A 26,074-nucleotide genomic window follows, 5' to 3' on the forward strand; every position below is an offset into this window, starting at 1 on the left:
AGGAGGATGCCATGATCGCAATCAAGAACATTTCCCAGGACCTGCACGCCCGCTTCGGCGGTGCCGTCGACGCCGACGTCATCGACGCAGTCTTCGCAATGGCACTGGCTGAGCACATGGACCGTGCAACGGTGACCAAGTGGATCCCGGTTCGCGCAGAGCGCGCCGCTATCGCGGAGCTCACCAAAATCGCTGACGGCACCCTCGACGCCGCTATGTACGCGGACGCCGCGCTTGCTGCATAACCCCCCTCTAGCTAACGAAGAGTTGGCACCGAATAGCCCCGCTTCGGCGGGGCTATTCGGCATTTCTAGGCGGGGGTCGGCTCCACCTCCTGGAAGGTGTCTTGCCAGTTTTGGGTGGACCGCACTGGGTGGGGGGCGTTCCTGGCCCCTACGCGGCCCCCGCTGGATCCTCATGACCAGTCTGCGCTGCGAACTCCCTTGGGTTTTGCGGGGTCCGGTGACGCCAAGTGGGGCCAGAATACTGCTCGCTGCTTTCCGGAATACTGCTCAAGTAAACATGCAGGTCAAAAACGTGCGGTTTGGTTTATGTGGTCGAGCAGTATTCCGGGGCCTGACGGATTGCACTCCGCATTGCGGAGTCCCTGGGGTTTTGCGGAGGAAGTCCACGCTGCAGCGCCCCTGGGGTTCTTGGAACCGGCTATGCGCGAAGCTCACCTCAAGCTGAGATTCCTTACGGAATCCCCCAGCCAACCGCGCGCCAAGGGAGGAGTCGACCGGGCAGAACTATTACGCTGGTGTCGATAGGCCGACTAGTGAACTAGACGAAAGCGAGTCCCGTGGAAAACCCCGAGGATAAATCCGTCAAAGCTGTGGATGTGCTGCAGCGCATCCTGTTGCCGCGGAAGGGTGAGCCGCATGATGTGCGGATGCTCTACCTGATTGAGTCGGATCACAACACGCAGCGTGTGAGCTGGCCGGATCGCAGCAGGGTCGCTGTGCCGGAGGGGGCGGAGGTCTCGTTCCAGACGTACTTCAATGCGTTCCCGGCGAGTTACTGGCGCCGCTGGTCGCAGCTCAGCGAGGTCGTCCTGGCCATGGATGTGGAAGGCGCGGCGACGATTTCCGTGTACCGCTCCAAGCACGATGGCACGCGCATTTCGGTGGTGAATGTTGAGGCGCAGGACGAGCGCGTTGAGATCCCGCTGAAGCTCGCCAACTTTGAAGATGGCGGATGGTTGTGGTTTGACGTGAATGCGGAGTCGGAGGCGTCGATAAGCAACGCGGGTTGGTGCGCGCCTTGCGAACCGCAGGAGCAGACGCTTCCCGACGGCACCACCATCGCCCCGTCCGAGAAGAAGGTGGCGGTGGGCATCCCGACGTTCAACCGCCCCCGCGACGCCGTCAATGCACTGCACGCGCTCGCGGAGGATCCGCTGGTGCTCGGTGCGATCACGGATGTGCTCATGCCGGACCAGGGCAACCAGCACCCGGCGGATGAGCCGGACTTCGCCCAAGCGGAACAGAACCTGCAGGGCCGGTTGAAGATCTTCCCGCAGGGCAACCTTGGTGGGTCGGGCGGCTACTCGCGCATTATGTATGAGGCGCTCAACCAGACTGACGCGCCGTTCATCCTGTACATGGACGACGACATTGCGATTGAGCCGGACTCGATCCTGCGCGCGGTGCAGGCGGCGCGGTACGCGAAGAGCCCGATTCTCGTCGGTGGTCAGATGCTCAACCTGCAGGACCGCAGTCAGCTGCGCACCTCCGGCGAGCGCGTCAACCGCGCGGACTTCATGTGGGGTGCGGCGGAGCACGCGGTGTACGACCACGACTTTGCGAAGTACCCGCTGGGGTACGTCGGCACGGAGGAAGAGGACCTCGACCCGAGGAAGACGACGTCACGGCCGCTGCACAGGCGTATCGACGTCGAGTTCAACGGCTGGTGGATGTGCCTGTTCCCCCGCGTAGTGGCTGAGCAGATGGGCTTGCCGCTGCCGCTGTTCATCAAGTGGGATGACACGGAGTACTCGCTGCGCGCTGGCCGCGCAGGCTTTCCCACGGTCACCTGGCCCGGCGCCGCCATCTGGCACATGGCGTGGGCTGACAAGGATGACGCGATCGACTGGCAGGCGTACTTCCACCTGCGCAACCGCCTGATCGTCGCCGCGTTGTACCACGAGGGTGAGCCGGATGGGGTGCTCAAGTCCATGGCGAAGTCCACGTTCAAGCACTACATGTGCATGGAGTACTCGACCATTGCGATCCAGAACGAGGCGATGAAGGACTTCCTCAAGGGCCCGGACCAGCTCTTCGAGATTCTCGAGTCCTCGCTGCCGCGCATCCAGTCGATCCGCAAGGACTACTCTGACGCGCAGGTCATTGAGTCCGCATCGGATCTGCCGGGGCCGACGGGTGCGCCGGGTGTGCCGACGAACAAGATCGGCGGCCGCCTGGCCAAGGTGAAGAAGATTCCGTGGGCGGTCAAGAGCCTGCTGCACATGCGCAAGCCGGAGGATCGCGCGCATTGGGAAGCCCCGCAGCTCAACCTCACGGCCGAGGAGGCCCGCTGGTACACGCTGTCCCGCGTGGACTCGGCCACTGTGTCTACCGCGGGTGGCACTGGTGTGGCCTTCCGCAAGCGCGATAAGAAGCTCGCGGACGATCTCGTTGACCAGCAACGCGAGCTCCGTGAGGAGATTGATGAGCGTTGGCCGGAGCTGACCCGCGCCTACCGCGCGGCGAAACCTGACCTGACCAGCCACGAGAACTGGAAGAAGATCTTCGATGAGCAATAACTCGTTGAACTCGACGGAAGTAGACATCCTCCGCGAGCTTCAAAACGCGCTTTACGACGCCCCCGGTGTCCTTCCGGTCGCCCGTGGGTTGAGCTTGTTCGGCGAGCACGCTTTGGGCTGGATGAGCGTCGCGGCCGTCGGTGCCGTGGCGGATCACGAGAAATCCCGCCAGTGGATCGCGATGGGGGTCGGCGCGTTCACCGCGCACGCGACTTCGGTCATCCTCAAGCGCATCGTGCGCCGCCGACGTCCGCACGATCCGCGGGTCAAGATCGGTGTGGGTACGCCATCGAAGTTGAGCTTCCCGTCGTCGCATGCGACGTCGACAAGCGCTGCGATGGTGCACTTGGCAGACATCACAGGCTCAAACCTTCTGTACGCCGGAATTCCCGTTATGATGGCCTCCCGCATGGTTCTGGGGGTGCATTACCCCACGGACACCCTGGTGGGTGCCTTGCTGGGTACCGGGGTGGCCCGCGCCGCGATCAACATTGAGAGGAACACCCGTGACTGAGCCAGTTGATGAGCCGTTCCTGAAGTCCGAGCCCCACACCGAGGGCGTGGACTACAACCGGAAGAAGAATCCGCCGAAGAACCTCCCGGACGCGATGATCAAAGGTCTACGTCCAAAGCAGTGGGTCAAGAACGTCCTGGTCGTGGCGGCGCCGCTGGCGGCGGGGCTGGACTCTTTCACCTCGCGGACGGCCATCGACATTCTGCTGGCCTTCATCACGTTCTGCTTCGCGGCATCCTCCATCTACTTGGTCAACGACGCCCGCGATGTCGAGTCTGACCGCGAGCACCCCACGAAGCGCTACCGCCCGATCGCCTCGGGCATGCTGCCGATCGGCCTCGCGTACGGCATGTCAGTCGTGCTCATTGCGCTGGCCGTTGGCCTGTCCTTCCTGGCCACCGACGGCATTGCGCTGGCAGCTGTGGTCGGCGTGTACATTGCGCTGCAGCTCGGCTACTGCTTCGGATGGAAGCACATCCCGGTGATCGACATCGCGCTGGTGTCCTCCGGATTCATGCTGCGTGCCATGGCCGGAGGTGTGGCTGCTGGCATCGACCTGTCGCAGTGGTTCCTGCTGGTCGCCGCCTTCGGTTCGCTGTTCATGGCGTCCGGTAAGCGCTACGCGGAGCTTCTGCTTGCGGAGCAGACGGGAGCCAAGATCCGCAAGTCTCTGCAGGGCTACACCCAGACGTACCTGCGCTTTGTGTGGACGCTGTCCGCCACTGCGGTGGTCATGTCCTACGCCCTGTGGGGCTTCACTCTTTCCAACGGTGTCCCGCCGGAGCAGGGCCTGTGGTACCAGATCTCGATGGTGCCGTTCATCATCGCGATCCTGCGCTACGCCGCGGAAGTGGACAGCGGCAACGGCGGTGCACCTGATGAGATCGTGCTGGAGGACCGCGTCCTCCAGGCGCTGGGGGTGCTGTGGATCCTGACAATCGCCATGGCGGTCTATATCGTGCCTGCGTTCTCGTAGCCCCACCCGCAGGATAAGATCACTGCCATGCATGATCGCGCCCGCCTCTCCCTGCTCATCTCCGCAGCGATAGCGGGCGTTTTCGCATTCTGGGGCGGATGGACCCGCCGCTGGATGAGCGACGACGGGCTGATCGTCCTGCGCACAGTCCGCAACATCCTGGCGGGCAACGGACCGGTGTTCAACGTCGGGGAACGCGTGGAGGCCAACACGTCAACACTGTGGCAGTACCTCATCGCCGCCTTCGGCTGGATCCCTGGCGTGCGGCTCGAAGACGTCTCGATGTGGTTGGCCCTCATCTTCACCGTGACCGCCGCTGCGAGTGCGACGTGGGCATCGGGCCGATTGTGGGGGCACACAGTGCTGCCGTTCGGCATCATTATCTACCTGGCGTTGCCCCCGGCCCGAGACTTTGCCACCTCCGGTTTGGAGTGGGGGTTGTCCCTGGCGTGGATCGGCGTGTGGTGGGCGCTGCTCGTTGGATGGGCGAAACAGCCTGACACCCGTGTGGTGTACTGGCTGGCCTTCTGGGCAGGACTGTCGTGGTTGGTCAGGCCGGAGCTCGCGCTCTACGGCGGATTGACCGGACTGGTGCTGTTGTTCTTCTCCTGGCGGGATTGGCGGCGCATTGGCGGCATTCTCGCGGCAGCCCTTCCGGTGCCCGCTGCGTACCAGATCTTCCGCATGGGCTATTACGGTCTGCTCACTCCGCATACCGCGGTGGCGAAGTCAGCGTCGGACTCAGCGTGGGGGAGCGGTGCTGCGTACGTGTGGGACACGGTGCAGCCATATGCGCTGTGGCTGCCGCTGATCGGTGCGGTGGCGCTCGGCGTGTGGTTCGGCCTGCGGTTGCAGTCGCGCGAGGTCGTCGTAGTCGGGCTTGTTCTCGTGTGCGGGCTGTTGCACATGCTGTACGTCATGCGCGTCGGCGGCGACTTCATGCACGGGCGCATGGTGTTGTTGCCCCTGTTCGCGTTGCTGCTGCCCGTCATGGCAGTGCCTGCCACCTTGGTCAGTGGAATCGGGCTGGGTGCCCTGGTGGTTTGGGCGGGCATTGTCGTCTACCGCGGCCATGACCTCGGCTTCGAAGTTTTCGTGGAGAGCCCGGAAAACCTCGTCGTCGTGGACGAGCGCGAGTTCTGGACGGCCGCAATGATGCGTGAATCCGGTGATCCGCCGCGGTATGCGGAGGACTTCCTCGTCGCGGACTTGCTCAACGGCTGGCCGGAAGGCCTGGAAGAGTCGCGGCGGCAAAACTCCGGTGCGCTGACCATCATCCGCTTCGACGACAACTCCCGCCACTACACGTGGGTGCCGCGCGCCCGCACGACAGCGGACACTGACCTGCAGGACATCCCGACCACGGCGTACCTGATCAACCTGGGCATGATATCGGCGAATGCCCCGCTCGACGTGCGTGTGCTCGACTCGGTCGGCCTGGCCACCCCGCTGGGCGCCCGCCAGCCGCGCGACCCGGACGGACGCATCGGACATGACAAGAACCTGCCTCTTCACTGGCAGCTGGCGGATTCGGCTGTGGGGGAAGAAGGGATGCCGGATTACGTCGATAAGCAAACGGTGATGCAGGCACGAGCTGCGCTGCGGACGCCTGAGCTCAATGAACTCTTGGCGACGTCGCGTGAACCGATGAGTCCAAAGCGTTTTTTGAAGAATATGGCGTATTCTTTAAGAAACGGACGCACTCTGGAAGTGAGCGATGACCCGAAGGTGTACCTGGATCAGGAAACTCTGGACCGCATCGCCGCAGGTGAGGACGTGGGTTTGCAGGGGCCGCGGATCTTCTGGCCAACGGCACGGCTGGAACAGAAAGTAACCGGTTGATAACATATCGATCACGATGAACGATGAACTCAATTGAGTCATCCTGATTTTTTCTAGTGATTGGTGAACCGATGAACGCGACTCTTTCCGTGCGCCGCGCTGTGGTGGCGCTTGTCACGGCATTCGCTGCCGCGATGATGCTGCTCGTTGCCACCCCCGAGGCTGACGCGAACCCGCGCGGTTGGCTGCGCCCCGACGCAACCGGCCACTGCACGTGGGACCCGGTGAAGTACTGGGTGCAGCGCTGCGACGTGTACTCCCCGGCCATGGGCCGTAACATCCCGGTGCAGATCCGCCCGGCTGCCCGCGGCGGCAACGCTGGCCTGTACCTGCTCGACGGCCTGCGCGCCACCGAGCAGACGAACGCTTGGGTGCACGACGTCAACGCTGCGGCCGTCTACGAGAACGCCAACATCACCCTGGTCATGCCGATCGGCGGCGAAGGCTCCTTCTACGCTGACTGGCAGCACGACCCGAAGTACGGGGGCGGCAAGCCCTACAAGTGGGAGACCTTCCTGACCCGTGAGCTGCCGGGCTACCTGCAGCGCCACTTCGGTGTCTCCCCGACGAACAACTCCGTCATCGGCCTGTCCATGGGTGGCACCGCGGCGATGAACCTTGCGGCGAAGAACCCGCAGCAGTTCCGCCAGGTCCTGTCCTTCTCCGGCTACCTGACCACGACGCTGCCGGGCATGCAGACCATGCTGCGTGTGGCGCTGCTCGACGCTGGCGGGTACAACCTCAACGCTATGCACGGCTCCATGGTCAACCCGGAGCGCTTCGCCAACGACCCGTTCTTGAACATGAACGGTCTGCGCGGCAAGGACATCTACATCTCCGCCGGACCGGGCATCCCGGGACCGCAGGACGCGAAGTACCCGAATGACCAGAAGCTGGCGGGTGCCGGCCTGGAGTTCGGTGCGATGGTGACCACCCGCGTGTGGGAAGCGAAGGCTCGAGCCGAGGGCCTGAACGTCACCTCGGATTACCCGCCGAACGGTCTGCACAACTGGGACCAGTTCGGTAGCCAGCTGTACAAGACCAAGGGCCGTGTGCTGAACCACATGAACGCCTGGTAATCACGGCACCGGCACAACATGGCCCCTGGGAAAATCCTCGCCCAGGGGCTTTGTTGTAGCATCACGATTAGGTCGTGGACACTCGGCGTGTCACTGACCTAAAGTCTCAAGTTAAACTTAAACTTTGCCACAGAAACCGAGGCCCGGCCTGGGAGAGGGGAAACTCCTGGGGTGGTGAGCTGAACCGGTCTTTTCGTCATCCGAGATTTTAAGGGTTCAACCACATGCGCAAGCTTTCTAAGGGCCAGCTCCTGGCGGCCATCGCTGCACCAACCGTCATCGCTGCCGGAATCGCCGTCGTTCCTGCCGAAGCGCAGAACGCCTCCGACCTGTCTTCTGCCATGTCGTCGGGCCGCGGCATTTCCGACGGCATCCGTCCGTCCGATCCGCCGCCGCGCACCCCCATTGAGGTGGACAACAACCCGCAGGTTGAAGGCCTGCCGGAGGGTGTGTCCGTGGACCGCATCGAGTGGCTCACCCAGCGCCGCGTGGCTGTGTACATCAAGTCCGCCGCGATGCCGGATAAGCCGATCCAGGTGCAGATCCTGCTCGCCCGCGACTGGCACTCCAACCCCCAGGCGAAGTTCCCGGAGGTGTGGGCACTTGATGGTCTGCGTGCACGCGAGGATGAGTCCGGCTGGACCATTGAGACGAACATCGAGCAGTTCTACGCCGACAAGAACGTCAACGTGGTGCTGCCGGTGGGCGGCGAGTCCTCCTTCTACTCCGACTGGCAGAAGGCGGACAACGGCAAGCACTACAAGTGGGAGACGTTCCTGACCAAGGAGCTCGTGCCGGTGTTGGATAACGAGTTCCGCTCCAACGGTTCCCGCGCTGTCGTCGGCCTGTCCATGGGCGGTACCGCCGCGATGAACCTGGCGGAGCGTAACCCGCACCTGTTCAACTTCGTCGGCTCCTTCTCCGGCTACCTGGACACCACCACGACCGGTATGCCGACGGCCATCAAGGCCTCGCAGATGGATGCTGGTGGCTACAACTCTGAGGCCATGTGGGGCCCGATCGGTTCCCAGGACTGGATCGACCACGACCCGAAGCTGGGCATTGAGAACCTACGCGGCAAGACCGTTTACGTCTCCGCTGGTTCTGGCCAGGATGACTACGGCCAGCCGGACTCGGTGGCAAAGGGCCCGGCTGTCCCAGCGGGTGTGGGCCTGGAGGTCATCTCGCGCATGTCTACCCAGACCTTCGAGCGTTACGCGAAGAAGGCGAACGTGCCGATCATTACACGCTACCGCCCGTCCGGTGTCCACTCCTGGGAGTACTGGCAGTACGAGATGACACAGGCATGGCCGTTCATGGCGAACGCGCTGAACGTCCCCGAGGCCGACCGCGGGGCAGAGTGCAACGCGGTCGGCGCCATCGGTGAAGCGACCAAGAACGGAGCGGTGGGTTCCTGCGTGAACAACGAATACGACGTCGCCGGGGGCAAGGGCAAGGCCCAGGAATTCCGCAACGGCTCTGCGTTCTGGTCCCCGGAGACCGGCGCGCAGGTGCTCTTCGGCTCGATCCTGGCTAAGTACAACGGTCTGTCGGGTCCGGCAGGTTGGCTCGGCTTCCCGAAGACTGGCGAGCTGAAGACGCCGGACGGCAAGGGCCGCTTCGTCCACTTCGAACGCGGCTCCATCTACTGGACCCCGCAGACTGGCGCGCAGGCCATCCCGGGCGACATGTTCGCCGAGTGGGGCAAGTCCGGCTACGAGCGCGGCCACCTCGGCTACCCGGTCGAGGAGGCACAGGCTGTCGGCGGCGGGTACGTGCAGAAGTTCGAGAAGGGCTACCTGACCCGCAACCCGGACAACAAGGGCCACTACCAGGTCTTCGGCGCTATCGGCGCGAAGTACGGCGAGATGGGTGCTGCCCGCTCCGACCTGGGCTTCCCGAAGTCGAATGAGCGCAAGATCAACGGCGGCTTCTTCCAGGAATTCGAGAAGGGCAACATCTACTGGTCCCCGAAGACCGGCGCCCATGTGATCTACTACGGCGAAATCTTCGACCACTGGGGCAAGAAGGGCTGGGAGCAGGGTGAGCTCGGCTGGCCCGCCTCCGACATGAAGAAGATCCCCACCGGTGGACTGACCATCACCTTTGAGAATGGCACGGTCGAGCAGGTCTTCGGCAAGGTGCGCGAACGGAAGTAAACCATGAAGAAACTCCTACCGGCTGTCCTCGCTGCGGCAGGGCTCACGCTCGCCGCGTGCGGCGGCACGACAGTGGACAGCGACGACGTCACTGCGACTCAGTCAGCACCGTCCACAACCGCAACGGAAACAACGACGGACACGGCGAAAACGACTGAGACCTCTTCGGAACAGTCGGACGAAGCTGATCCGGCACTGGACAATGAGGGTGCGGCCAGCGAGGTCGAGGCCCCCGCGGACGAGCCGATGCGCCCGGCAGAGGAGGAGGCGTACCTCGAGGCGCTGCGCGAAGGCGGCGTCAACGTCGACGGTAATGAAGAACAGCTCGTCTCCACTGCTCGCACCATCTGCGACGGCAGCATGATCACGCGTGACGCTGTCGCAGGTCAGCTGGTTGAGCAGGAACAGACGAAGCTCGACGCCGATAAAGTCGCAGAGCTTATTGACGCCTCCGCCAACGACCACATTTGCAGCTAATGAAAGCACGCAACGTATTGACGGTGATTGCCGTCATCGCAGTCCTCGCCGTCATTGCGGTGGGGGCTGCGCAATGGTTTGGACCCGGTGAGGGCCCCCTTGAACCGGGTAAGGATCCCGCGCCGCCGTCGGCTGAGGAGCCTGGTTGGTGTCCTGCGGTGGAGGTGATTTCGGCGCCGGGGACGTGGGAGTCGTCGAAAAGCGATGACCCGTTCAACCCGACGGCGAACCCGATGAGCTTCATGCTCTCGATCTCGAAGCCGCTGCAGGAGCAATACGACATCAACCACGTGCGTGTGTGGACGCTGCCGTACACCGCGCAGTTCAAGTCGATCCAGTCGCGCAAGGAGATGAGCTACGACGACTCGCGCAATGAGGGCACCGAGCGGCTCAATGCGGAGCTGAAGTTCGTGGCGGATACGTGCCCGTCGACGCAGTTCATTCTCGCCGGGTTCTCCCAGGGCGCGGTGATTGTCGGCGATATTGCCAGCGACATCGGCAACCACCGCGGCGTCATCCCGCCGGAGCGGTTGCGCGGCGCGGTGATGATTGCCGACGGCCGCCGCGAAAACGCGGTGGGCATCAACCCCGGCGTACCGCTGAACGGCATCGGCGCGGAGATCGCGCTGCACCCGCTCAACTCCGTGGTCCAGGCAGTCGTGCCGGGCGCGACGATGCGTGGGGTGCGCGATGGCGGTTTCGGCGCCGTTAATGACCGGGCGATTGAGATTTGCGCGCCGGATGACTCGATCTGCGACGCCCCGCCGAATGTGGGCGATGCGCTGGGACGCGCCCGCGAACTCGCCGAAGCTAACGGCGTGCACGCGATGTATGCGTCCAATCCCGATGTGATTCCCGGCACCACGACCAGTCAATGGACCGTAGAGTGGATTCGCGAGAGTATTGACAATATGTAAGGAGAGCCATGGACCTCGAGCAACTGCTCTACCAGTTCTACGACGACGACAAGATCGACCTGCCGCCGGAACTGTCCCTGTTCCAGTTGTGCGAGATGCTCTACCAAGGCAGCGCAGAAATGGGCACGGGCGACCTGCACCAGCTGCGCTACTGGGACTACTCGGAAGACCGCGAAGGTGTGGCCGTCGATTACACCCGTGAGGATGTGATCACCCGCATCAAGGCTGTCGGTGCGCGCTTGCAGCAGACCGGCCAGCCCGGTGACCGTGTGGCCATCATGGCGAACAACTCGCCGGAGTACCTCTTCGGTTTCATGGGTGCCGTCTACGCCGGCCAGGTGCCGGTGCCGCTGTATGACCCGAATGAGCCGGGCCACGGCGAGCAGCTCACCGCTGTGCTGGCGGACTGCGGCGCGAAGACCGTGCTGACCAACAACCTCGGCGCGAAGGCCGTGCGCGAGTTCTTCGCGGAGACCCCGAAGCCGCAGCGCCCCCGCATCATGGTGGTGGACTCCCTACCGGATTCCCTGGCCGAGTCCTGGGTCACCCCGGACGAACCCGAGGGCATCGACCCCGTCGACCAGGTCGCGTTCCTCCAGTACACCTCCGGTTCGACGCGTCTGCCGGCCGGTGTGGTGCTGACCAACCGCGCGATCCTCACCAACGTCCTGCAGATCTATGACGCAGTGGAGCTGAAGATGCCGCTGCGCTTGTCGACGTGGCTTCCGCTGCACCACGACATGGGCATCATCCTCACCATCTTCGTGGCAATCATGGGCATCGAGTTCGAGCTCATGGGCCCGAAAGACTTCATTCAGCAACCGAAGCGGTGGACTGATCAGCTCACCTACCGTGAGGGCGACGAGGAGCAGTTCACCTACACCGTCGTGCCGAACTTCGCCCTCGACCTGGCCGCCCGCTACGCAGCGCCGGAGAACCCGGGCGACTACGACTTCTCCAATGTCGACGGCATCATCGTCGGCTCTGAGCCCGTGACCAAGGCGGCCGTGGAGACATTCGTCGAGGCGTTCACGCCGTCCAACCTGGACCCGAAGGTGCTGCGCCCGTCCTACGGTCTGGCAGAGGCGACACTCATCGTCTCCACCCCGCAGACGGAGGAGCGCCCGCACTTCGTGCTCTTCGATCGTGAGAAGATCGGTGAAGGCACCGCCGTCGAGGCCGAGAACGGCATTCCGTTCGCCTCCAACGGCCAGCCGGTGCCGGACATGCACTACGCGGTCGTGGACCCGTCGACCCGTAATGAGGTGCCAGAGGGCACCGTCGGCGAGCTGTGGATCCACGGCGACAATGTGGCCGTGGGCTACGAACGCCGCGAGGAAGAAACCCAGCAAACCTTCGGCAACACTCTCGGCGAACGTCTGGCAGAAGGCTCCACCGTCGCCGAGGACGCTCCGTCCGAGGGTTGGCTGGCCACCGGTGACCTGGTTACTTTCTACAAGGGCCACCTCTACATCACCGGCCGCGTGAAGGACCTCGTTGTCATCGCCGGCCGCAACCACTACCCGCAGGACATCGAGGCGACCGTCATGGAAGCTTCCGACCACGTCCGTGCGGATTCGGTGGCGGCGTTCGCGGTGCCGGGTGAGGACGTCGAAAAGCTCGTCGTGCTCGTCGAGCGTGCCGAGGGCGCAGACGCTGCTGCCGACCCGATTGCCGAGGACGCGATCCGCGGCGCGATCTCCCACACCCACGGCATTAGCCCCGAGGTCATCCGCTTCTACGCACCGAATGACATCACCCGGTCTAGCTCTGGAAAGATTGCGCGACAGGTGAACCGCAACAAATTCATCGCGGCCGACGATAAGTAGACGTGTCCGACAACAGAAAGGTGCCCATGACGGAGAGTGAACTCGTAGCGTGGCTGCAGCAGTGGATTGCTGGCGCGACGGGAGCTGAGGACGTCGACCCGACCCTGCCCCTGGAGAACCTCGGGTTGTCCTCGCGCGACGCGGTCATCCTCTCCGGCGAGCTCGAGCGGCTCCTGGACACCAAGCTCGACCCCGCCATCGCGTACCAGTACCCGACGGTGGAAGCGTTGGCGCAAGGTTTGCTCGCGCCGAAAGCACGCTTGTCGACGACATCCGCGCCGGCCACCCGCCGTGCCGGGACCGGTTCTGGCGATGTCGCCATCATCGGCCGGGCGGGGCGTTTCCCCGGTGCGTCGGACGTGGATAAATTCTGGGACCTGTTGGTTGCGGGCCAGTGCGTGACCGGCGACCTGCCGGCGGGCCGCTGGTCTGAGTACTCCGCCGACCCGGTGATGAGCTCGAAGATGCGCGAGCAGAACGTCCAGGGCGGCTACCTGGATGACATCCGCAGCTTCGACAACGAGTTCTTCGGGCTGTCGCCGCTGGAGGCGACCAACATGGATCCGCAGCAGCGCATCATGCTGGAGCTGGCGTGGGAGGCTCTCGAGGATGCTCACCAGCCAGCCAATGAGCTGCGCGGTACGCCCGTCGGTGTCTTTGTCGGCTCGTCCTCAAACGACTACGGCATGCTCGTGTCTTCTGACCCAGCAGCAGCGCACCCGTACGCGCTCACCGGCACGGCCAGCTCCATCATCCCGAACCGCATTTCGTACGCGTTCGATTTCCGCGGCCCGTCCATGAATGTGGACACGGCTTGCTCATCGTCACTTGTGGCAGTGCACCACGCTGTGCGCGCGCTGCGCGACGGGGACACGAACCTCGCCCTGGCCGGCGGCGTGAACATTCTCGCCTCCCCGTTCATCTCCACTGCGTTCGCTGAGCTAGGAGTGATTAGCCCGTCCGGGCGTATCGCGGCGTTCTCTGACGACGCCGACGGTTTCGTCCGCGCTGAAGCAGCCGGCTTCATCGTGCTCAAGCGCGTCGAGGACGCGATCGCCGACGGTGATGAGATCCTCGCCGTGATCAAGGGCTCCGCCACGAACTCCGACGGCCACTCTAACGGCCTGACCGCCCCGAACCCGGAAGCGCAGGTGGATGTACTGCTGCGCGCGTATGCCGACGCCGGTGTCGATCCGGGCACCGTCGACCTTGTTGAAGCCCACGGCACGGGTACGGCGCTCGGCGACCCGATCGAGGCGTCCGCTCTGGGCGAGGTGCTCGGTGCGAACCGCCCGCTCGCGGAGCCGATTCTGCTTGGCTCCGCCAAGTCCAACATCGGCCACACGGAATCAGCTGCTGGTGTGGTGGCGATGATCAAGGTGCTCGAGGCCCTGAGTCACGACACTGTTCCACCGTCTGCGAACTTCACCGAGGGCAACCAGTACATCGACTTCGACGCCACGCGCGTCGAGGTCGTTGAGGACCCCCGCGAGTGGCCGCAGTACTCCGGCCGCCGCGTTGCCGGTGTGTCCGGCTTCGGCTTCGGCGGTACGAACGCGCACGTCGTGGTCACGGACTTCGACCCGGCTGACTACCCGACGTCGGCAGACTCTTCCGAAGCCCCGGCCGCGGGCGGTTTGGTCGACCCAGAGAACCCCAACCTGGTCCTGCTCCCTGTCTCCGGGTTGTTGCCGTCGCGCCGCCGCGACATGGCTGCGACGATCGCCGAGACGCTGAGTTCGAAAACGGATCTGCGCGCCGTTCAGCGCACACTGGGTGGGCGCAACCACGGCCGCTCCCGCGCCGTCGTCACAGCGAGCTCCGTCGAGGAAGCAGTCAAACGGCTCAGTGCGGTTGCTGAAGGCAAGAACGCGCCGGGCATTGCCTCTGCGGTTGCCCCGCAGACTAGCGGCCCCGTGTTCGTGTACTCCGGTTTCGGTTCGCAGCACCGCAAGATGGCTAAGCCGCTTATGGAGCACTCGGTCTTCTTCCGCCAGCGCATCGAGGAGCTGGACAAGGTCGTCGGCTTTGAATCCGGCTGGTCCATGGTGGACCTCATCATGGACGATGAGCAGACATATGACACAGAGACCGGCCAGGTCACCATCACCGCCATCCAGATCGCGCTGACGGATCTGCTAGCCAGCTACGGCATCACCCCGGCCGCCACGATGGGCATGTCCATGGGTGAGATGGCCGCGGCATACGCCGCTGGCGGTCTGTCCGCCGAGGACGCCATCGTCATTGCCTGCGCCCGCGCCCGCCTCATGGGTGAAGGCGAGCAGCAGGTTGCCGGCACGGACGGTGAGGGTGCCATGGCGGTGGTGGAGTTGAGCCGGGAGCAGTTGACGGAATTCGTCGATAAGCACCCGGAAGCTCAGGGCGTGGAGCCTGCTGTGTACGCAGGGCCGGGCATGACGACGGTCGGTGGCCCCGGAAAGGCCGTCGACTACCTGGTCGCAGCGCTGGAGGAAGAGTCGAAGTTCGCCCGCAAGCTGCAGGTGCGCGGTGCGGGCCACACGAGCATGCTCGACCCGATCCTGGGTGAGCTCGCCGCGGAAATCGCCGGCACCCAGCCGCGTCCGCTGCGCATCACGCACTTCGGCTCCGTCGATGGCACGCACCACGCGGGCGAGACGATTCACGACGTCGACTACTGGGTCCGCATGACGCGCCAGCCGGTCATGTTCCAGGACGCCACCGAGGCCGCGTTCGCCGCCGGCCACACGACGCTGGTGGAGATTTCCCCGAACCCGGTGGCCATCATGGGCATGATGAACACGGCGTTTTCCGTGGGCAAGCCCGATGCGCAACTGCTGTTCTCCCTCAAGCGCAAGGAGAACGAGGTTGCGACGCTGCTGGACCTGGCCGCGAAACTTTACGTGAACGGCATGCCGGTCGATTTCGCCGCGCTTGCGGGCGAAGGTCCGCGCGCAGACCTTCCGCACACCCCGTTCCACCGCAACGAGCTGTGGACTGACGCACGGCCGTCCAGTTCCGGTTCCGGTCCGCTGGGTGCGCGCGTGTCGCTTCCCGACGCCACCTACGCCTACGCCACCCCAGCCGACCAGATCTTCTCCTCGATGCAGTTGGTGGAGATCGCCGCAGCTGACGTGGACCCGGAGGCCCGCGTCGTTGCTGCAGAGGAGCGCGCGCCGCTACCGGCTTCGGGCGAGCTGACCACAATGGTCCGCCGTTCTCTCGGTGGTCTCACCGTGCATGTCTACAACGGGGCAGTGCTGGTCGCGGAAGGATTCGCGTCCACGCTCAACCTCGCGGAGACGAGCCTGCCGGGCGTGACCAACGCCCCGGAGGCCCCCGAGATGGCCGCCGCCCGCGAGAAGATGATCGCCGGTGCGAAGGCTGATTCCGAGATCGACGCCGTGCGCTGGGACCCGGCCACTGAGACGGTTGAGCAGCGCTTGCGCTCTATCGTCTCCGAGTCCATGGGTTACGACGTCGACGATCTCCCGGTCGAGCTCCCGCTCATTGACCTGGGCCTTGATTCGCTGATGGGCATGCGCATCAAGAACCGCGTGGAGAATGACTTTCAGATCCCGCCGCTGCAGCTTCAGGCGCTTCGCGACGCCTCCGTTGCCGACGTGATCACGATGGTCGAAGACGCGGTCGAAGGCCGCCCCGAAGAACCGCAGCCAATGGCGGAGAATGACCCGAACCGCGATCCGGGCCAGGCCGCCGCGAAGGCGAAGGGTGTCGGCGTGGCCCCGCGTGACGCGTCCGAGCGCATGGTCTTCGGCGCGTGGGCCAAGTACGCCGGCGCGGCTGCCGCGGGTGTGACCAGTGAGTTGGATCCGATCACGGACGAGCAGGCGGCAGATATCGCCACTCACCTGAGTGATCGTTCCGGCATCGAGGTCACCGCCGAGCAGGTCAAGGAAGCTGAGACTCTCGAGCCGTTGGCCAATATCGTCCGCGAGGGCTTGGAGACCCCCGTCGAGGGCAACGTCCGCGTGTTGCGCGAGCGTACCGACGACACTACCCCCTCCGTCTTCGTCTTCCACCCGGCTGGTGGGTCGAATGCGGTGTACCAGCCGTTGACGCGTCGTTTAGCGGACAACGTGCCGGTCTACGGGCTGGAACGACTCGAAGGCTCGCTCGAGGAGCGCGCTGCCGCCTACATCGAGGACATCCGTGAGTTGTCTGCAGGCCTGCCGATTGTGCTCAGCGGCTGGTCCTTCGGTGGCGCGCTGGCGTACGAGATCGCCCACCAGCTGCGTGGCTCCGATGTAAAGGTCAAGTACATCGCGCTGCTGGACACCACCCAGCCGTCGAACCCGACGCCGGACACGCCGGAGAATGTGCGTGCCCGCTGGGACCGCTACGCGGAGTTCGCGAAGGACACCTACGGGCTGGACTTCGAGGTGCCGTACGAGCTGCTCGACACCGCTGGTGAGGATGCGCTGTTGAACATGCTCGGCGAGTTCTTGGCCTCGACCGACGCCTCCCAGCACGGCCTGGCGGCGGGTGTGCTTGAGCATCAGCGTGCCTCCTTCGTGGACAACCAGATTCTTGCGAAGGTGGACATGCAGCGCTGGAAGGATGTCGACGTTCCCGTCCTGCTGTTCCGTTCTGAGGGCATGCATGAGGGCGCGATCATGCTGGAGCCGGCCTACGCGGAGATTGATCCGGATGGTGGCTGGGCCGCTATCGTGGACGACTTGACCATCGTTCAGCTGCCGGGTGATCACTTGGCGGTGGTGGATGAGCCGGCGGTGGGGATCGTCGGCAAGCATATGCAGGAGTGGATAGATGACAACCGCTGAAAAACTCGCTGAACTGCGCGAACGCCTCGAGCGTGCGCAGGACCCCGGCTCCGAGCGTGCGCGCAAGAAGCGTGATGACGCTGGCCAAACCACCCCGCGCCAGCGCATCCAGGCGCTTCTGGACGACGGGTCCTTCGTGGAAACCGGCGCCCTGGCCCGCACCCCCGGCGATAAGGACGCGGTCTATTCTGACGGCGTTGTGACGGGGTACGGGCGGATCGACGGCCGACCGGTGGCCATTTACGCCCACGACAAGACTGTCTACGGCGGGTCGGTCGGCGTGACGTTCGGCCGCAAGGTTGTCGACGTCATGGAGTTCGCCATCAAGATCGGTTGCCCAGTCATTGGTATCCAGGACTCGGGCGGCGCGCGCATTCAGGATGCAGTGACGTCGCTGGCGATGTACTCCGAGATCGCGCGGCGCCAGCTGCCGCTGTCGGGCCGCTCGCCGCAGATCTCCATCATGCTGGGTAAGTCCGCCGGCGGTGCTGTCTATGCGCCGGTGACCACGGACTTCATTGTCGCCGTTGAGGGCCAGGCCGAGATGTACGTCACCGGCCCGGCTGTGATCAAGGAGGTCACGGGCGAGGCGATTTCCTCTGCTGAGCTCGGCGGTGCCGTCCAGCAGGAGCAGAACGGTAACGTCACCGTGACGGTGACCAGCGAGGATGAGGCTTTCGAGTTCGTCCGCGACTTGCTTGGCCACCTGCCGACAAGCACGTTCGACGAGCCGCCCGTTGTCTGGGCCCCAGCGGACGAGGACCTTGACGACTCCGCACTCGACGACTTCATGCCCGACGACACCAACGCCGGCTACGACATGATGGACCTGCTGGTCCAGCTTGGTGACGACGAAGAGATCCTGGAGATCCAAGAGAACTACGCCCCCAACTTGATCTGCGCCATTGGGCGTATCGACGGCAGGCCTGTCGGCTTCGTAGCCAACAACCCGATGCACTTCGCCGGCTGCATTGATGCCGATGCCGCTGACAAGGGTGCTCGGTTCATCCAGACCTGCGACGCTTACAACATCCCGCTCGTCTTCGTCGTGGACACTCCTGGCTACCTGCCCGGTGTGGATCAGGAGAAGGTCGGCTTGATCCACCGTGGCGCGAAGCTCGCGTTCTCCGTTGTGGAGGCGACCGTGCCGAAGATCTCCCTGATCGTCCGCAAGGCCTACGGCGGTGCGTATGCCGTGATGGGGTCGAAGAACCTCACGGGTGACTTGAACTTCGCGTGGCCGACTGCGCAGATCGCCGTCATGGGCTCGGCCGCTGCGGCCGTGATGATTCAAGGCAAGCAGCTCGCCGCGATTGACGACGAGAACCAGCGTGCTTACATGAAGAAGGTCTTCATGGACTTCTACGAGGAGAACATGACCTCCCCGTACGTCGCGACCGAGCGTGGTTACCTCGACGCGATGATCCAGCCGTCTGAGACCCGTCTGACGTTGCGCCGCGCCCTGCGCCAGCTGTCCACCAAGTACGAAAACGACCTGCCGAAGAAGCACGCAATCCGGCCGCTGTAGATCGCTGCGCTGCGTCTTTTCCCTTTTTCGCCGAAACTGTAACGTTTTGGTCACGCTCGGAGATACAGATTGAGTAATGCTTTTACCCAAACTCTTTCAGGAGGTTTTTCCATGCTGAGCAGCGCAATCGACATCGTCGCTGAAATTGCCAACTACTTGAACTGGATTGTCCGCAACGTCCAGCAGGGCAAGTTCGACATCGGGTTGTAAATCCCCGCCTGTTTCCCATATCCCCGTCGGTTCGCAGCAAGGCGTTGACCGGCGGGGTTTCCCTTTGTCGAAAGCGGTGAGGTCACTGGGGGGATGACGGATAGGGTTCGTGGGCCGTTGTTGTGCCTCGATTCAGCGTCAGATCCGAGGCAGATTGGATGTAAAAGAAAAGTCGGTGACTCTCCGTAGGTCGCCGACTAGTTCGCTCTTACTATCGGGCGAGCACGCCAGAGATGCCGCGCCACCCCAACATCAGTAGCGCCGACATCACGCACGCCACGATGACGAAAGACCAGTGCGGCAGTGCCTGGTTCCGGATACCCCAGATAGCCAGTCCGGTGACGACGGTGACCAACCAGATCAAAGGGCCGTGGCCGGTGGCTTTGGTAGTCCCAGTGTCTGCGGACGGTTCGGTTGTGCGCAGGCCAAACTCCACGATGACCCAGCCTAGGGCGACTCCGATAGCGAAAGGCCACACAGTGGAGGCCCAGCCGGCAAAGTTGAACGGCATGTCGTCTGACTGGTGGGCCAACCGGGCGAGCAGAGCGAAGATGGCGATAGCGAGGAAATCCAGGGCGACGGCGGTCGGCTTAGTGATCTTCATGTTCTCGACTCTAGCCCCCTGAAAGCATGCATTCGGTTTGCGTGCCTGGCAAATATGGGCCTGAACAGTGTTGCTCGATGCAAACGGTTCGAAACATGTGGGGGGAGCTAGGCTGCTTGCCTGATGCGGCGGGCGGGTTAAAAGACGGAGTCGTTCCACCAGCGGCGTTCGGGTGTGCCGGCGCGTGAGCCGTCGTGGGCTAGTTTGATGCCCACGATTTGGTGCAGCTCGACGACATCATGTTCGAAGCCCCATTCAGAACCGGCCATGTACATTCCCCAGAGTTTGGCGGTGTTTTCCCCGACGAGCTCGACGGCCTGATCCCAGTTGGCCTTGAGGTTCTCGCACCAATCGCGGAGGGTGCGCATGTAGTCGAGGCGGATGTTCTCTTCGTGGAAGACCTCGAATCCGTGATCCTGCATGTTCTTGACCACGGTGCCGGAGCCAGTGAGCTCACCGTCGGGGAAGATGTAGCGGTCCATGAACTCGCCGCTCTTTGTCTTGTGGTTGTCGGGGTAGGTGATGCAGTGGTTGACTAGGACGCCACCGTCTCGAAGCTTGCCTGAAAGGAACTCGAAGTAGGAGGGGTAATTGTCCACGCCGATGTGCTCGAGCAGGCCGATCGATGAGATCGCGTCGAAATCGGTCTCGTCGACGTCGCGGTAGTCGAGGTAGCGGACCTCCGCGAGGTCGGCGAGGCCCTCCTCCTCAATCGTGGCCTGTGCCCACTCGGCCTGTTCTTTGGACAGGGTTACTCCGAGTGATTTCACGCCGCGGCGGGCAGCATAGCGCACCATGCTACCCCAGCCGCAGCCGATGTCGAGGTGGCGGTCGCCCGGTGAGAGGTGCAGTTTTTCAAACACGAGGCGGAATTTGTTCTCCTGCGCATCATCCAGGCTCGCATCAGGCGTCGGATAGTAGGCGCAAGTGTAGGCCATGGAATCGCCGAGGAAGAGTTCGTAGAACTCGTTGCCGACGTCGTAGTGGGAGGAGATAACATCCGCGTCGCGTTCTTTCGAGTGGCGGGATAACCCTTGGCGCACGCGGCGCTCGAGCCATGACGCCTGCTCAGCTTCGGGGATTGGCTGAATCTGAATCGCACCCATGGAGCGCAGCGAGCGTGCGATGCGCAGGCCGGTGGCGACATCGGGGCGCTCGAAAGTGTCGTACAGGGTGCGCAGGTCATCGAAAATGCCGTAGGGGTGCGCGAGGTGCTCGCCTTCGACGGTGAGTCCACCGGTCACCCACGCCCGTGCTAGACCTAAGTCGCCCGGGGCGGTGGCAATATAGGACAACCCCTCGGGGCTGCTCACGCACACAGTGTGATCGGCGTTTTCGGGGCCGGTGGCCGATCCGTCGAAAGCTTCCCAGCGGAAGGGGTTGCCGGTGGGGAAGAGGGTGTCCACGATCTCTGCGACGGTCATGGGGGTGAAAGAGCTGTGCAGATTGTCAGTGATCATGGTGTCCTCCTATGCGTTGTCAATTGTCTTTTCGTACAGGCCCGGGAACCTCAGCTCTGGGTCGTAGCGCTGCTTCATCTGCTCCGGCAGATCACCGCCATAGAGGTTCTTGAACTGGGAGCGGCTGTAGAACGCCTCCGAATACAGTGATTTGTGCCCGCCCAGCTCTGTGACTTTCGCTTCAATGATCTTGTTAAAGGCACCCGGTTCCTGTTTGTCAGACACGTGGTCGGCGGGCACGCCTGACCAGAACCCGACGTTGACCCATGTGGTTCCCGGTTTGAGCGGGTACAGCGGCCACGGTTCGGATTCGCTGAATCCGACCCCGGAGAGTTCCTCCACGCCTGCGCGGAGGCGGATCGGGCATAGCCACACCGGTTCGATATCGCTGGCGCTGAAGAACCAGGAGAGGAACTCGGCGACGTGGTCATCTGTGACCTCGATGTCTTGGACTACTCGTTCAGTGCGGGGCAGACCTTTCGGCTTCTTCAGGAACCGGTATTCGAGGTCGTATTTCTTGTCCGCGCCCACCAGTTTCCAGTAGAAGGAGCTGCGCCGTAGCTCCCGCGGCCACACCGCGCGTACCTGCGGATGTTGGGCACCGAATGCTCGGGAGCACCAGAACCAGTCGGTGTCCCAACGCCAGATGTAATCGCGGATGGTCAGGTAGTCGTGTTTCGTGCCTTCCGGGTGTTGGATCGAGCGGTAGTAGATCCCTTGCCGGGTGTAATCGGAGGTGCCGGCAGCGGTGTCAACCTGAAACGCCAGTACCAGGTACTGCTCTTCGGGGGAGAAAGCAACGGCATCGAGACCGTGCAGGTCGCGGCCTCCCCACTCCCCCGACGTGGCCAGCTGCGCCAGCGCCGCCTGGAACGTGTCTAGGTCGCTGTAGCGAACATGCTTTAGCTCAATGAACGGGGCAACCTCCTCCAGTTCGATCTTCAGCCGCACGGCGTAACCGAGAGACCCGTAGGAATTCGGGAAGGCACGGAACAATTCGACGTTGCGTTCGCGCGAGCACGTGAGGAGCTCTCCGGTCCCGGTGATGACGTCCATTTCCAGGACGGACTCGTGCGGCAGACCGTTGCGGAAACTAGTTGATTCCACGCCCATTCCAGACACCGCGCCCCCGAGGGTAATGGTCTTCAACTGCGGCACGACAAGCGGTGCCAGCCCGAACGGCAGTGTTGCGTCGACGAGGTCCTCGTAGGTGCACATTCCTTGCACATCGGCAGTTTTTGCGACGGGGTCAACCTCGATGACACCCCCGAGGCCGCTGACGTCGAGACCGGTCCCGCCGCCAGCGCGCGAACGAAAGAGATTCGACGTGCGCTTGGCTAAGCGCACACGCTGCCCGCCGGGCACGGCATCGAAGCTGCTCGTGAGCGTATCGACGCTTCCTTGATGCGCATTCCACCCCACCGGCTGAACGCGCCGTCCGTCCATGCGTGGGGCGCCGGCAATTCTCGTCGCTATGTTTGCGGCGGCATTTGTGATTACCCCCGCTAGATTGAGCAAGCCCGGAGTAGCACTCATAGTTGCCACTGTAGACCCTTTCCTTACGTCGTGCGCAGCAAGCACGAGGGGCTTGGGAACCACAGGGTGCTCACGACGGGAGCGGGAGTACCGCGACGCCTCAATCGGGCCCGTTCGCCTGCGGCCTGCCGAGCATGAAGCCTTTTCCGGCATAGACCAGCAGGTAAATTACCCAGCCGATAAGCGTGATGAAGGCGAAGGAAATGATCCGGTAGACCAGCGTCGCTGCGGTGGCATGGACGAGGGTCAGGCCGGAAGCGACCAGTGACGCCGTGGCGACGGGTTCGACCGTGCCCACGCCGCCGGGGGTGATCTGGGCGGCGCCGGCGAGCTTGGTCATGATGAACGCCAGGGCGACGCCTTGGATCGTGGTCTCATCCGGGCCGGTGGTGAAACCGGGGGCGGACAAACCGCTGGCGGCGGTGACGGCCCAGACGGAGAAGTAGAGGGTGGCTACGTCGAAAAGCTGGTTGAGCAGAGAGAACGTCGTGGCGGCGACGAACTCGGGCACCGTCATGCGGATCGCGGAGAGCTGGTTGATCACGGTCAGAACCCGCAATTCAACAGTCGGCGGAAGGACCCGCGCCCACCGGGTCAGCACACCCGGGTTGAACGCCGCCCAGAACACCAGACCAATGGCCACTAGCGCCACCACGAGCGAGCCGACAAGCGCCCACACCGACAATCGCGCGCCGAGGAAGATCACGGCGGCGATGCCGATGACCACCATCCACACGGTGGACAGTGCCCCGGAGATGACGAAGAACCATCCGCACCGTCCGGTCGAAGCTCCCCAGGACCTATGCACCCGGTAGGTCAGCCATGCGGACAGTGCGGGCCCGCCGGGAATGGAGGTGGACCAGGCGTTGCTGGCCAGGGTGATGGCGGTGCAGTTGGGGAGGGTGGAGCGGACGCCATCGTCGATAAGCAAAATGCGCATGACGGCGGCCATGGCCACGATCGCGAGCAACGAGGTGACCACCGCCGCGCAGATGGGGGCGGGGTTGGCGTGGCGCAGCGCGGTGAACGCGTCGCCGAGGAAGTCCAGCTCGTTGCGGAAGGCGAACAGAAGGACCGCCAGCACGACGACTGGCGCAATCCATCCGATCCACCGCTTATCCATTCAACCGCCGCATCAGCTCGTCGAAGGGGATGAGGTCCGCGTCCTGGTCGACGGTGACACCGGAGCGCACGTGACGGTTCGCGGCGACGGTTCCGCTGACGGGAATGTCACCCGTGTACGGGTGCGTGTGCGCGGTCGGGGTGGGATCTGAACCCTCGCCGAAGGACTCGTAGACCTTCTTCACCCAGCGCGGCGCCCACCAGTTGTCCTCGCGCAGCTCGTGCATCACCGCAGGCACAAGCAGCAAGCGGATCAGCGTCGCGTCGAGCGCCAGCGAAATGATCATGCCGTAGGAGATGTACTTCATCATCACGATCTCGCTCAGCGCGAACGCCGCAGCCACAACAATCATGATCAGCGCCGCGGCGGTAATGATGGAGCCTGTGTGCGCAGTTCCATATTTCACGGCATCGCTTGTCGACGCCCCCTTGTGCCGCGCCTCCACCATCCGCGACACCAGGAACACCTCGTAGTCGGTGGACAACCCGTACAGAATCGCGATGATGAGGACGAGCACCGGGCTCATCAGCGGCCCGGGCGTGAATCCGAGCAGGCCCGAGCCGACGCCGTCGACGAAGACGAGGGTGAGGAAGCCCAGGGTCGCGCCAATGCCCAGGACGTTCATGATCACGGCCTTGATCGGCAGAATCATCGAGCCGAACAGCACCGCCATGAGCAGGAACGTGGCCGCGACCATGTACAGCGCCATCCACGGCAGGCGGTTCAGGAGTGCCTCGATGGACTCGACCTCCATCGCCGGCGTGCCGGAGACGTAGAGGTCCACGCCTTCCGGCGCTTCGATGTCACGCAGCTGATCGACGACGTCTTGGCCGCCGTTGCGGTCCGCCAGCGTGCCCGACAGGACCGTCGTGCCGTCCTGCGTCGGCTTGGACGGTGCGAGTGGGGACGCCAGGCCGGTGACACCGCGGGTTTGCATGACGACGTTGACAAGCTGCTCGTTCGACGCACCCGTGACCACCAGCTTGACGGGGTCGGTGCGGAAGGCGGGGAAGTCCTCGTTGAATTCGTCCTGGGCCTGGCGGACCTCGTTGCTGGGCGGGAGGTAGCTCTCGTTGATGCCGCCGAAGGTGATGCCCACGATCGGGAGGGTGAGCAGCAGCAATCCGCCCGTGACGGCAACGATGACAGCCTTAGAGTGGCGCATTGCCCAGGCGGGGATCTTGTACCAGATGGTGTCTTCAAGCCTGCGGGCCGTGCGGGATGCGCGGCGGACCGACCACTTATCGATGCCGCGTCCCAGCATCCCGAACAGCGCCGGCAACACCGTCACCGAAATCACGGCGGCGAGCACCACCGCGCAGATCGCGCCGTACGCGACCGATTTGAGGAAGGCCTGCGGGAACATGAGCAAGCCGGATAGAGCCACGCCCACCATGAGCGCCGAGAAAAACACAGTCTTGCCCGCCGTGGTGGTTGTCTCCGCGACGGCATCTTCTATATCGGCAGGCGTGTTGCCGCGCCGGTCGAGCTCCTCGCGGAAGCGCGAGACCATGAACAGGCCGTAGTCGATGGCCAGGCCCAAGCCCAGCAGGGTGATGACGGACTGGGAGAAGACATTCACCTGTTGGAACTGCGCCAGAATAGACAAGATCGACATCGAGCCGATGATGGACAAGATGCCCACCACCAGCGGCATGCCGGCCGCCACGACACCGCCGAAAACGAACAGCAGGATGACGGCCACGAAGATGAGGCCGATGCGCTCGGCCCGGGCGATGTCGTCGGCCATGCCTTGGTCAAGGGCATCGGCTACAGCGGTGGCGCCGGCGACCTGGACGGTCGCGCCGGGGACCTCGATCGCTTCGAGCTGCTCCTCGAGCGCGCGGTAGTCCTTCAAGGTTTGCTCACCGTCGCCGGCCAGGCCGATTGCGGTGAAGGCCTTCGTGCCGGTCGCGTTAGCCAGCTGCGGGTTCTTCGCGTCGAAGTAGCTGGCCATGTGGTCGACTTCCGGGCGGTTCTTCAGCGCGTCAATCTGCGTCTTGGCGGAGTCGAACACGGCCGGGGAGGCCACGCCTTGCTCTGCCGTGACCAGCAGGATCACATCGCCGGCGTTATCGCGGCCGAAGGTCTCTTCCTCGATCACAGCCGCGGTGGTGGAGTCCGCGTGCGGGTCCTCCCACCCCTCCTGCGACAGGCGGTCGCCCAGCTTCGAGCCCCACAACACCTGCATGAGCAGGATGATGGCGATGACTACGACAGGGATGATCCTCCGGTGCCGGTAGGCGATGCGGCCCCACGTGTAGAACAAGAA

17 protein-coding genes are annotated in these 26,074 nt (G+C 63.7%); 12 read left to right on the top strand and 5 right to left on the bottom strand.

Going from position 1 to position 26,074, the window contains the following annotated elements; translation table 11 throughout:
* Window positions 1-11: 11 nt before the first annotated feature.
* The 12 genes from HMPREF0291_RS03585 to HMPREF0291_RS03640 all read left to right on the top strand — a co-directional run bounded on the left by HMPREF0291_RS03585 (window position 12) and on the right by HMPREF0291_RS03640 (window position 18,869).
* Entirely contained in the window at window positions 12-245 is a 234-nt protein-coding gene (locus HMPREF0291_RS03585) for a three-helix bundle dimerization domain-containing protein (RefSeq protein ID WP_005288070.1), read from the top strand.
* Between the two features lie 557 nt (window positions 246-802).
* Window positions 803-2,764 carry a glycosyltransferase gene (locus tag HMPREF0291_RS03590; protein WP_005288074.1) on the top strand — a complete coding sequence of 654 codons (1,962 nt, stop codon included), beginning with the start codon at window positions 803-805 and terminating at the stop codon, window positions 2,762-2,764.
* Window positions 2,754-3,278: a phosphatase PAP2 family protein gene (locus tag HMPREF0291_RS03595; protein WP_005288077.1), complete on the top strand. Its 525-nt coding sequence runs from the start codon at window positions 2,754-2,756 to the stop codon at window positions 3,276-3,278. Before HMPREF0291_RS03590 ends, HMPREF0291_RS03595 begins: the two co-directional genes overlap by 11 nt.
* Entirely contained in the window at window positions 3,271-4,254 is a 984-nt protein-coding gene (locus tag HMPREF0291_RS03600) for a decaprenyl-phosphate phosphoribosyltransferase (protein WP_005288080.1), read from the top strand. The genes HMPREF0291_RS03595 and HMPREF0291_RS03600 overlap by 8 nt, the downstream gene beginning before the upstream one ends.
* A gap of 27 nt (window positions 4,255-4,281) precedes the next feature.
* Complete coding sequence (locus HMPREF0291_RS03605; RefSeq protein ID WP_005288084.1) at window positions 4,282-6,096, top strand: hypothetical protein; 1,815 nt, start codon at window positions 4,282-4,284, stop codon at window positions 6,094-6,096.
* A gap of 71 nt (window positions 6,097-6,167) precedes the next feature.
* The gene (locus HMPREF0291_RS03610) at window positions 6,168-7,175 is read left to right on the top strand and encodes an alpha/beta hydrolase (protein ID WP_005288087.1); all 1,008 of its coding nucleotides are present in this window, start codon (window positions 6,168-6,170) and stop codon (window positions 7,173-7,175) included.
* 224 nt (window positions 7,176-7,399) lie between these two features.
* On the top strand, window positions 7,400-9,334 hold the full coding sequence (locus HMPREF0291_RS03615) for an alpha/beta hydrolase-fold protein (RefSeq protein WP_005288090.1): 1,935 nt from the start codon (window positions 7,400-7,402) through the stop codon (window positions 9,332-9,334).
* A gap of 3 nt (window positions 9,335-9,337) precedes the next feature.
* Window positions 9,338-9,811 carry a DUF732 domain-containing protein gene (locus tag HMPREF0291_RS03620; RefSeq protein WP_005288093.1) on the top strand — a complete coding sequence of 158 codons (474 nt, stop codon included), beginning with the start codon at window positions 9,338-9,340 and terminating at the stop codon, window positions 9,809-9,811.
* Window positions 9,811-10,728, top strand: a complete 918-nt coding sequence (locus HMPREF0291_RS03625; protein WP_005288096.1) for a cutinase family protein — start codon at window positions 9,811-9,813, stop codon at window positions 10,726-10,728. The genes HMPREF0291_RS03620 and HMPREF0291_RS03625 overlap by 1 nt, the downstream gene beginning before the upstream one ends.
* A gap of 8 nt (window positions 10,729-10,736) precedes the next feature.
* Entirely contained in the window at window positions 10,737-12,557 is a 1,821-nt protein-coding gene (locus tag HMPREF0291_RS03630) for a FadD32-like long-chain-fatty-acid--AMP ligase (RefSeq protein ID WP_005288100.1), read from the top strand.
* A 26-nt stretch (window positions 12,558-12,583) separates the two neighbouring features.
* Complete coding sequence (gene pks13, locus HMPREF0291_RS03635) at window positions 12,584-17,341, top strand: polyketide synthase Pks13 (RefSeq protein ID WP_005288105.1); 4,758 nt, start codon at window positions 12,584-12,586, stop codon at window positions 17,339-17,341.
* Window positions 17,328-18,869, top strand: coding sequence for an acyl-CoA carboxylase subunit beta (locus HMPREF0291_RS03640; RefSeq protein WP_005288108.1), 1,542 nt, complete (start codon window positions 17,328-17,330; stop codon window positions 18,867-18,869). Before pks13 ends, HMPREF0291_RS03640 begins: the two co-directional genes overlap by 14 nt.
* A gap of 421 nt (window positions 18,870-19,290) precedes the next feature.
* Here HMPREF0291_RS03640 and HMPREF0291_RS03645 read toward each other — a convergent pair whose 3' ends face one another.
* The 5 genes from HMPREF0291_RS03645 to HMPREF0291_RS03665 all read right to left on the bottom strand — a co-directional run bounded on the left by HMPREF0291_RS03645 (window position 19,291) and on the right by HMPREF0291_RS03665 (window position 26,071).
* Window positions 19,291-19,683: a DUF3054 domain-containing protein gene (locus HMPREF0291_RS03645; protein WP_005288110.1), complete on the bottom strand. Its 393-nt coding sequence runs from the start codon at window positions 19,681-19,683 to the stop codon at window positions 19,291-19,293.
* Between the two features lie 137 nt (window positions 19,684-19,820).
* On the bottom strand, window positions 19,821-21,143 hold the full coding sequence (locus HMPREF0291_RS03650) for an SAM-dependent methyltransferase (protein ID WP_005288113.1): 1,323 nt from the start codon (window positions 21,141-21,143) through the stop codon (window positions 19,821-19,823).
* Between the two features lie 9 nt (window positions 21,144-21,152).
* Entirely contained in the window at window positions 21,153-22,679 is a 1,527-nt protein-coding gene (locus HMPREF0291_RS03655) for an FAD-binding protein (RefSeq protein WP_050748779.1), read from the bottom strand.
* Between the two features lie 100 nt (window positions 22,680-22,779).
* Window positions 22,780-23,802 carry a lysylphosphatidylglycerol synthase transmembrane domain-containing protein gene (locus tag HMPREF0291_RS03660; RefSeq protein WP_005288117.1) on the bottom strand — a complete coding sequence of 341 codons (1,023 nt, stop codon included), beginning with the start codon at window positions 23,800-23,802 and terminating at the stop codon, window positions 22,780-22,782.
* Entirely contained in the window at window positions 23,795-26,071 is a 2,277-nt protein-coding gene (locus tag HMPREF0291_RS03665; protein ID WP_005288120.1) for an MMPL family transporter, read from the bottom strand. Before HMPREF0291_RS03665 ends, HMPREF0291_RS03660 begins: the two co-directional genes overlap by 8 nt.
* Between the last annotated feature and the right edge of the window lie 3 nt (window positions 26,072-26,074).

It is taken from the genome of Corynebacterium genitalium ATCC 33030 (assembly GCF_000143825.1).
Lineage (GTDB): Bacteria > Actinomycetota > Actinomycetes > Mycobacteriales > Mycobacteriaceae > Corynebacterium > Corynebacterium genitalium.

What these genes read in the sequence shown, in the direction of transcription:
- HMPREF0291_RS03640 (WP_005288108.1), top strand. Translation starts at nt 17,328, where the DNA reads ATGACAACCGCTGAAAAACTCGCTGAACTGCGCGAACGCCTCGAGCGT.
- HMPREF0291_RS03615 (WP_005288090.1), top strand. Translation starts at nt 7,400, where the DNA reads ATGCGCAAGCTTTCTAAGGGCCAGCTCCTGGCGGCCATCGCTGCACCA.
- HMPREF0291_RS03655 (WP_050748779.1), bottom strand. Translation starts at nt 22,679, where the DNA reads ATGAGTGCTACTCCGGGCTTGCTCAATCTAGCGGGGGTAATCACAAAT.
- HMPREF0291_RS03645 (WP_005288110.1), bottom strand. Translation starts at nt 19,683, where the DNA reads ATGAAGATCACTAAGCCGACCGCCGTCGCCCTGGATTTCCTCGCTATC.
- HMPREF0291_RS03625 (WP_005288096.1), top strand. Translation starts at nt 9,811, where the DNA reads ATGAAAGCACGCAACGTATTGACGGTGATTGCCGTCATCGCAGTCCTC.
- HMPREF0291_RS03620 (WP_005288093.1), top strand. Translation starts at nt 9,338, where the DNA reads ATGAAGAAACTCCTACCGGCTGTCCTCGCTGCGGCAGGGCTCACGCTC.
- HMPREF0291_RS03595 (WP_005288077.1), top strand. Translation starts at nt 2,754, where the DNA reads ATGAGCAATAACTCGTTGAACTCGACGGAAGTAGACATCCTCCGCGAG.
- pks13 (WP_005288105.1), top strand. Translation starts at nt 12,584, where the DNA reads ATGACGGAGAGTGAACTCGTAGCGTGGCTGCAGCAGTGGATTGCTGGC.
- HMPREF0291_RS03605 (WP_005288084.1), top strand. Translation starts at nt 4,282, where the DNA reads ATGCATGATCGCGCCCGCCTCTCCCTGCTCATCTCCGCAGCGATAGCG.
- HMPREF0291_RS03650 (WP_005288113.1), bottom strand. Translation starts at nt 21,143, where the DNA reads ATGATCACTGACAATCTGCACAGCTCTTTCACCCCCATGACCGTCGCA.
- HMPREF0291_RS03630 (WP_005288100.1), top strand. Translation starts at nt 10,737, where the DNA reads ATGGACCTCGAGCAACTGCTCTACCAGTTCTACGACGACGACAAGATC.
- HMPREF0291_RS03610 (WP_005288087.1), top strand. Translation starts at nt 6,168, where the DNA reads ATGAACGCGACTCTTTCCGTGCGCCGCGCTGTGGTGGCGCTTGTCACG.
- HMPREF0291_RS03660 (WP_005288117.1), bottom strand. Translation starts at nt 23,802, where the DNA reads ATGGATAAGCGGTGGATCGGATGGATTGCGCCAGTCGTCGTGCTGGCG.
- HMPREF0291_RS03585 (WP_005288070.1), top strand. Translation starts at nt 12, where the DNA reads ATGATCGCAATCAAGAACATTTCCCAGGACCTGCACGCCCGCTTCGGC.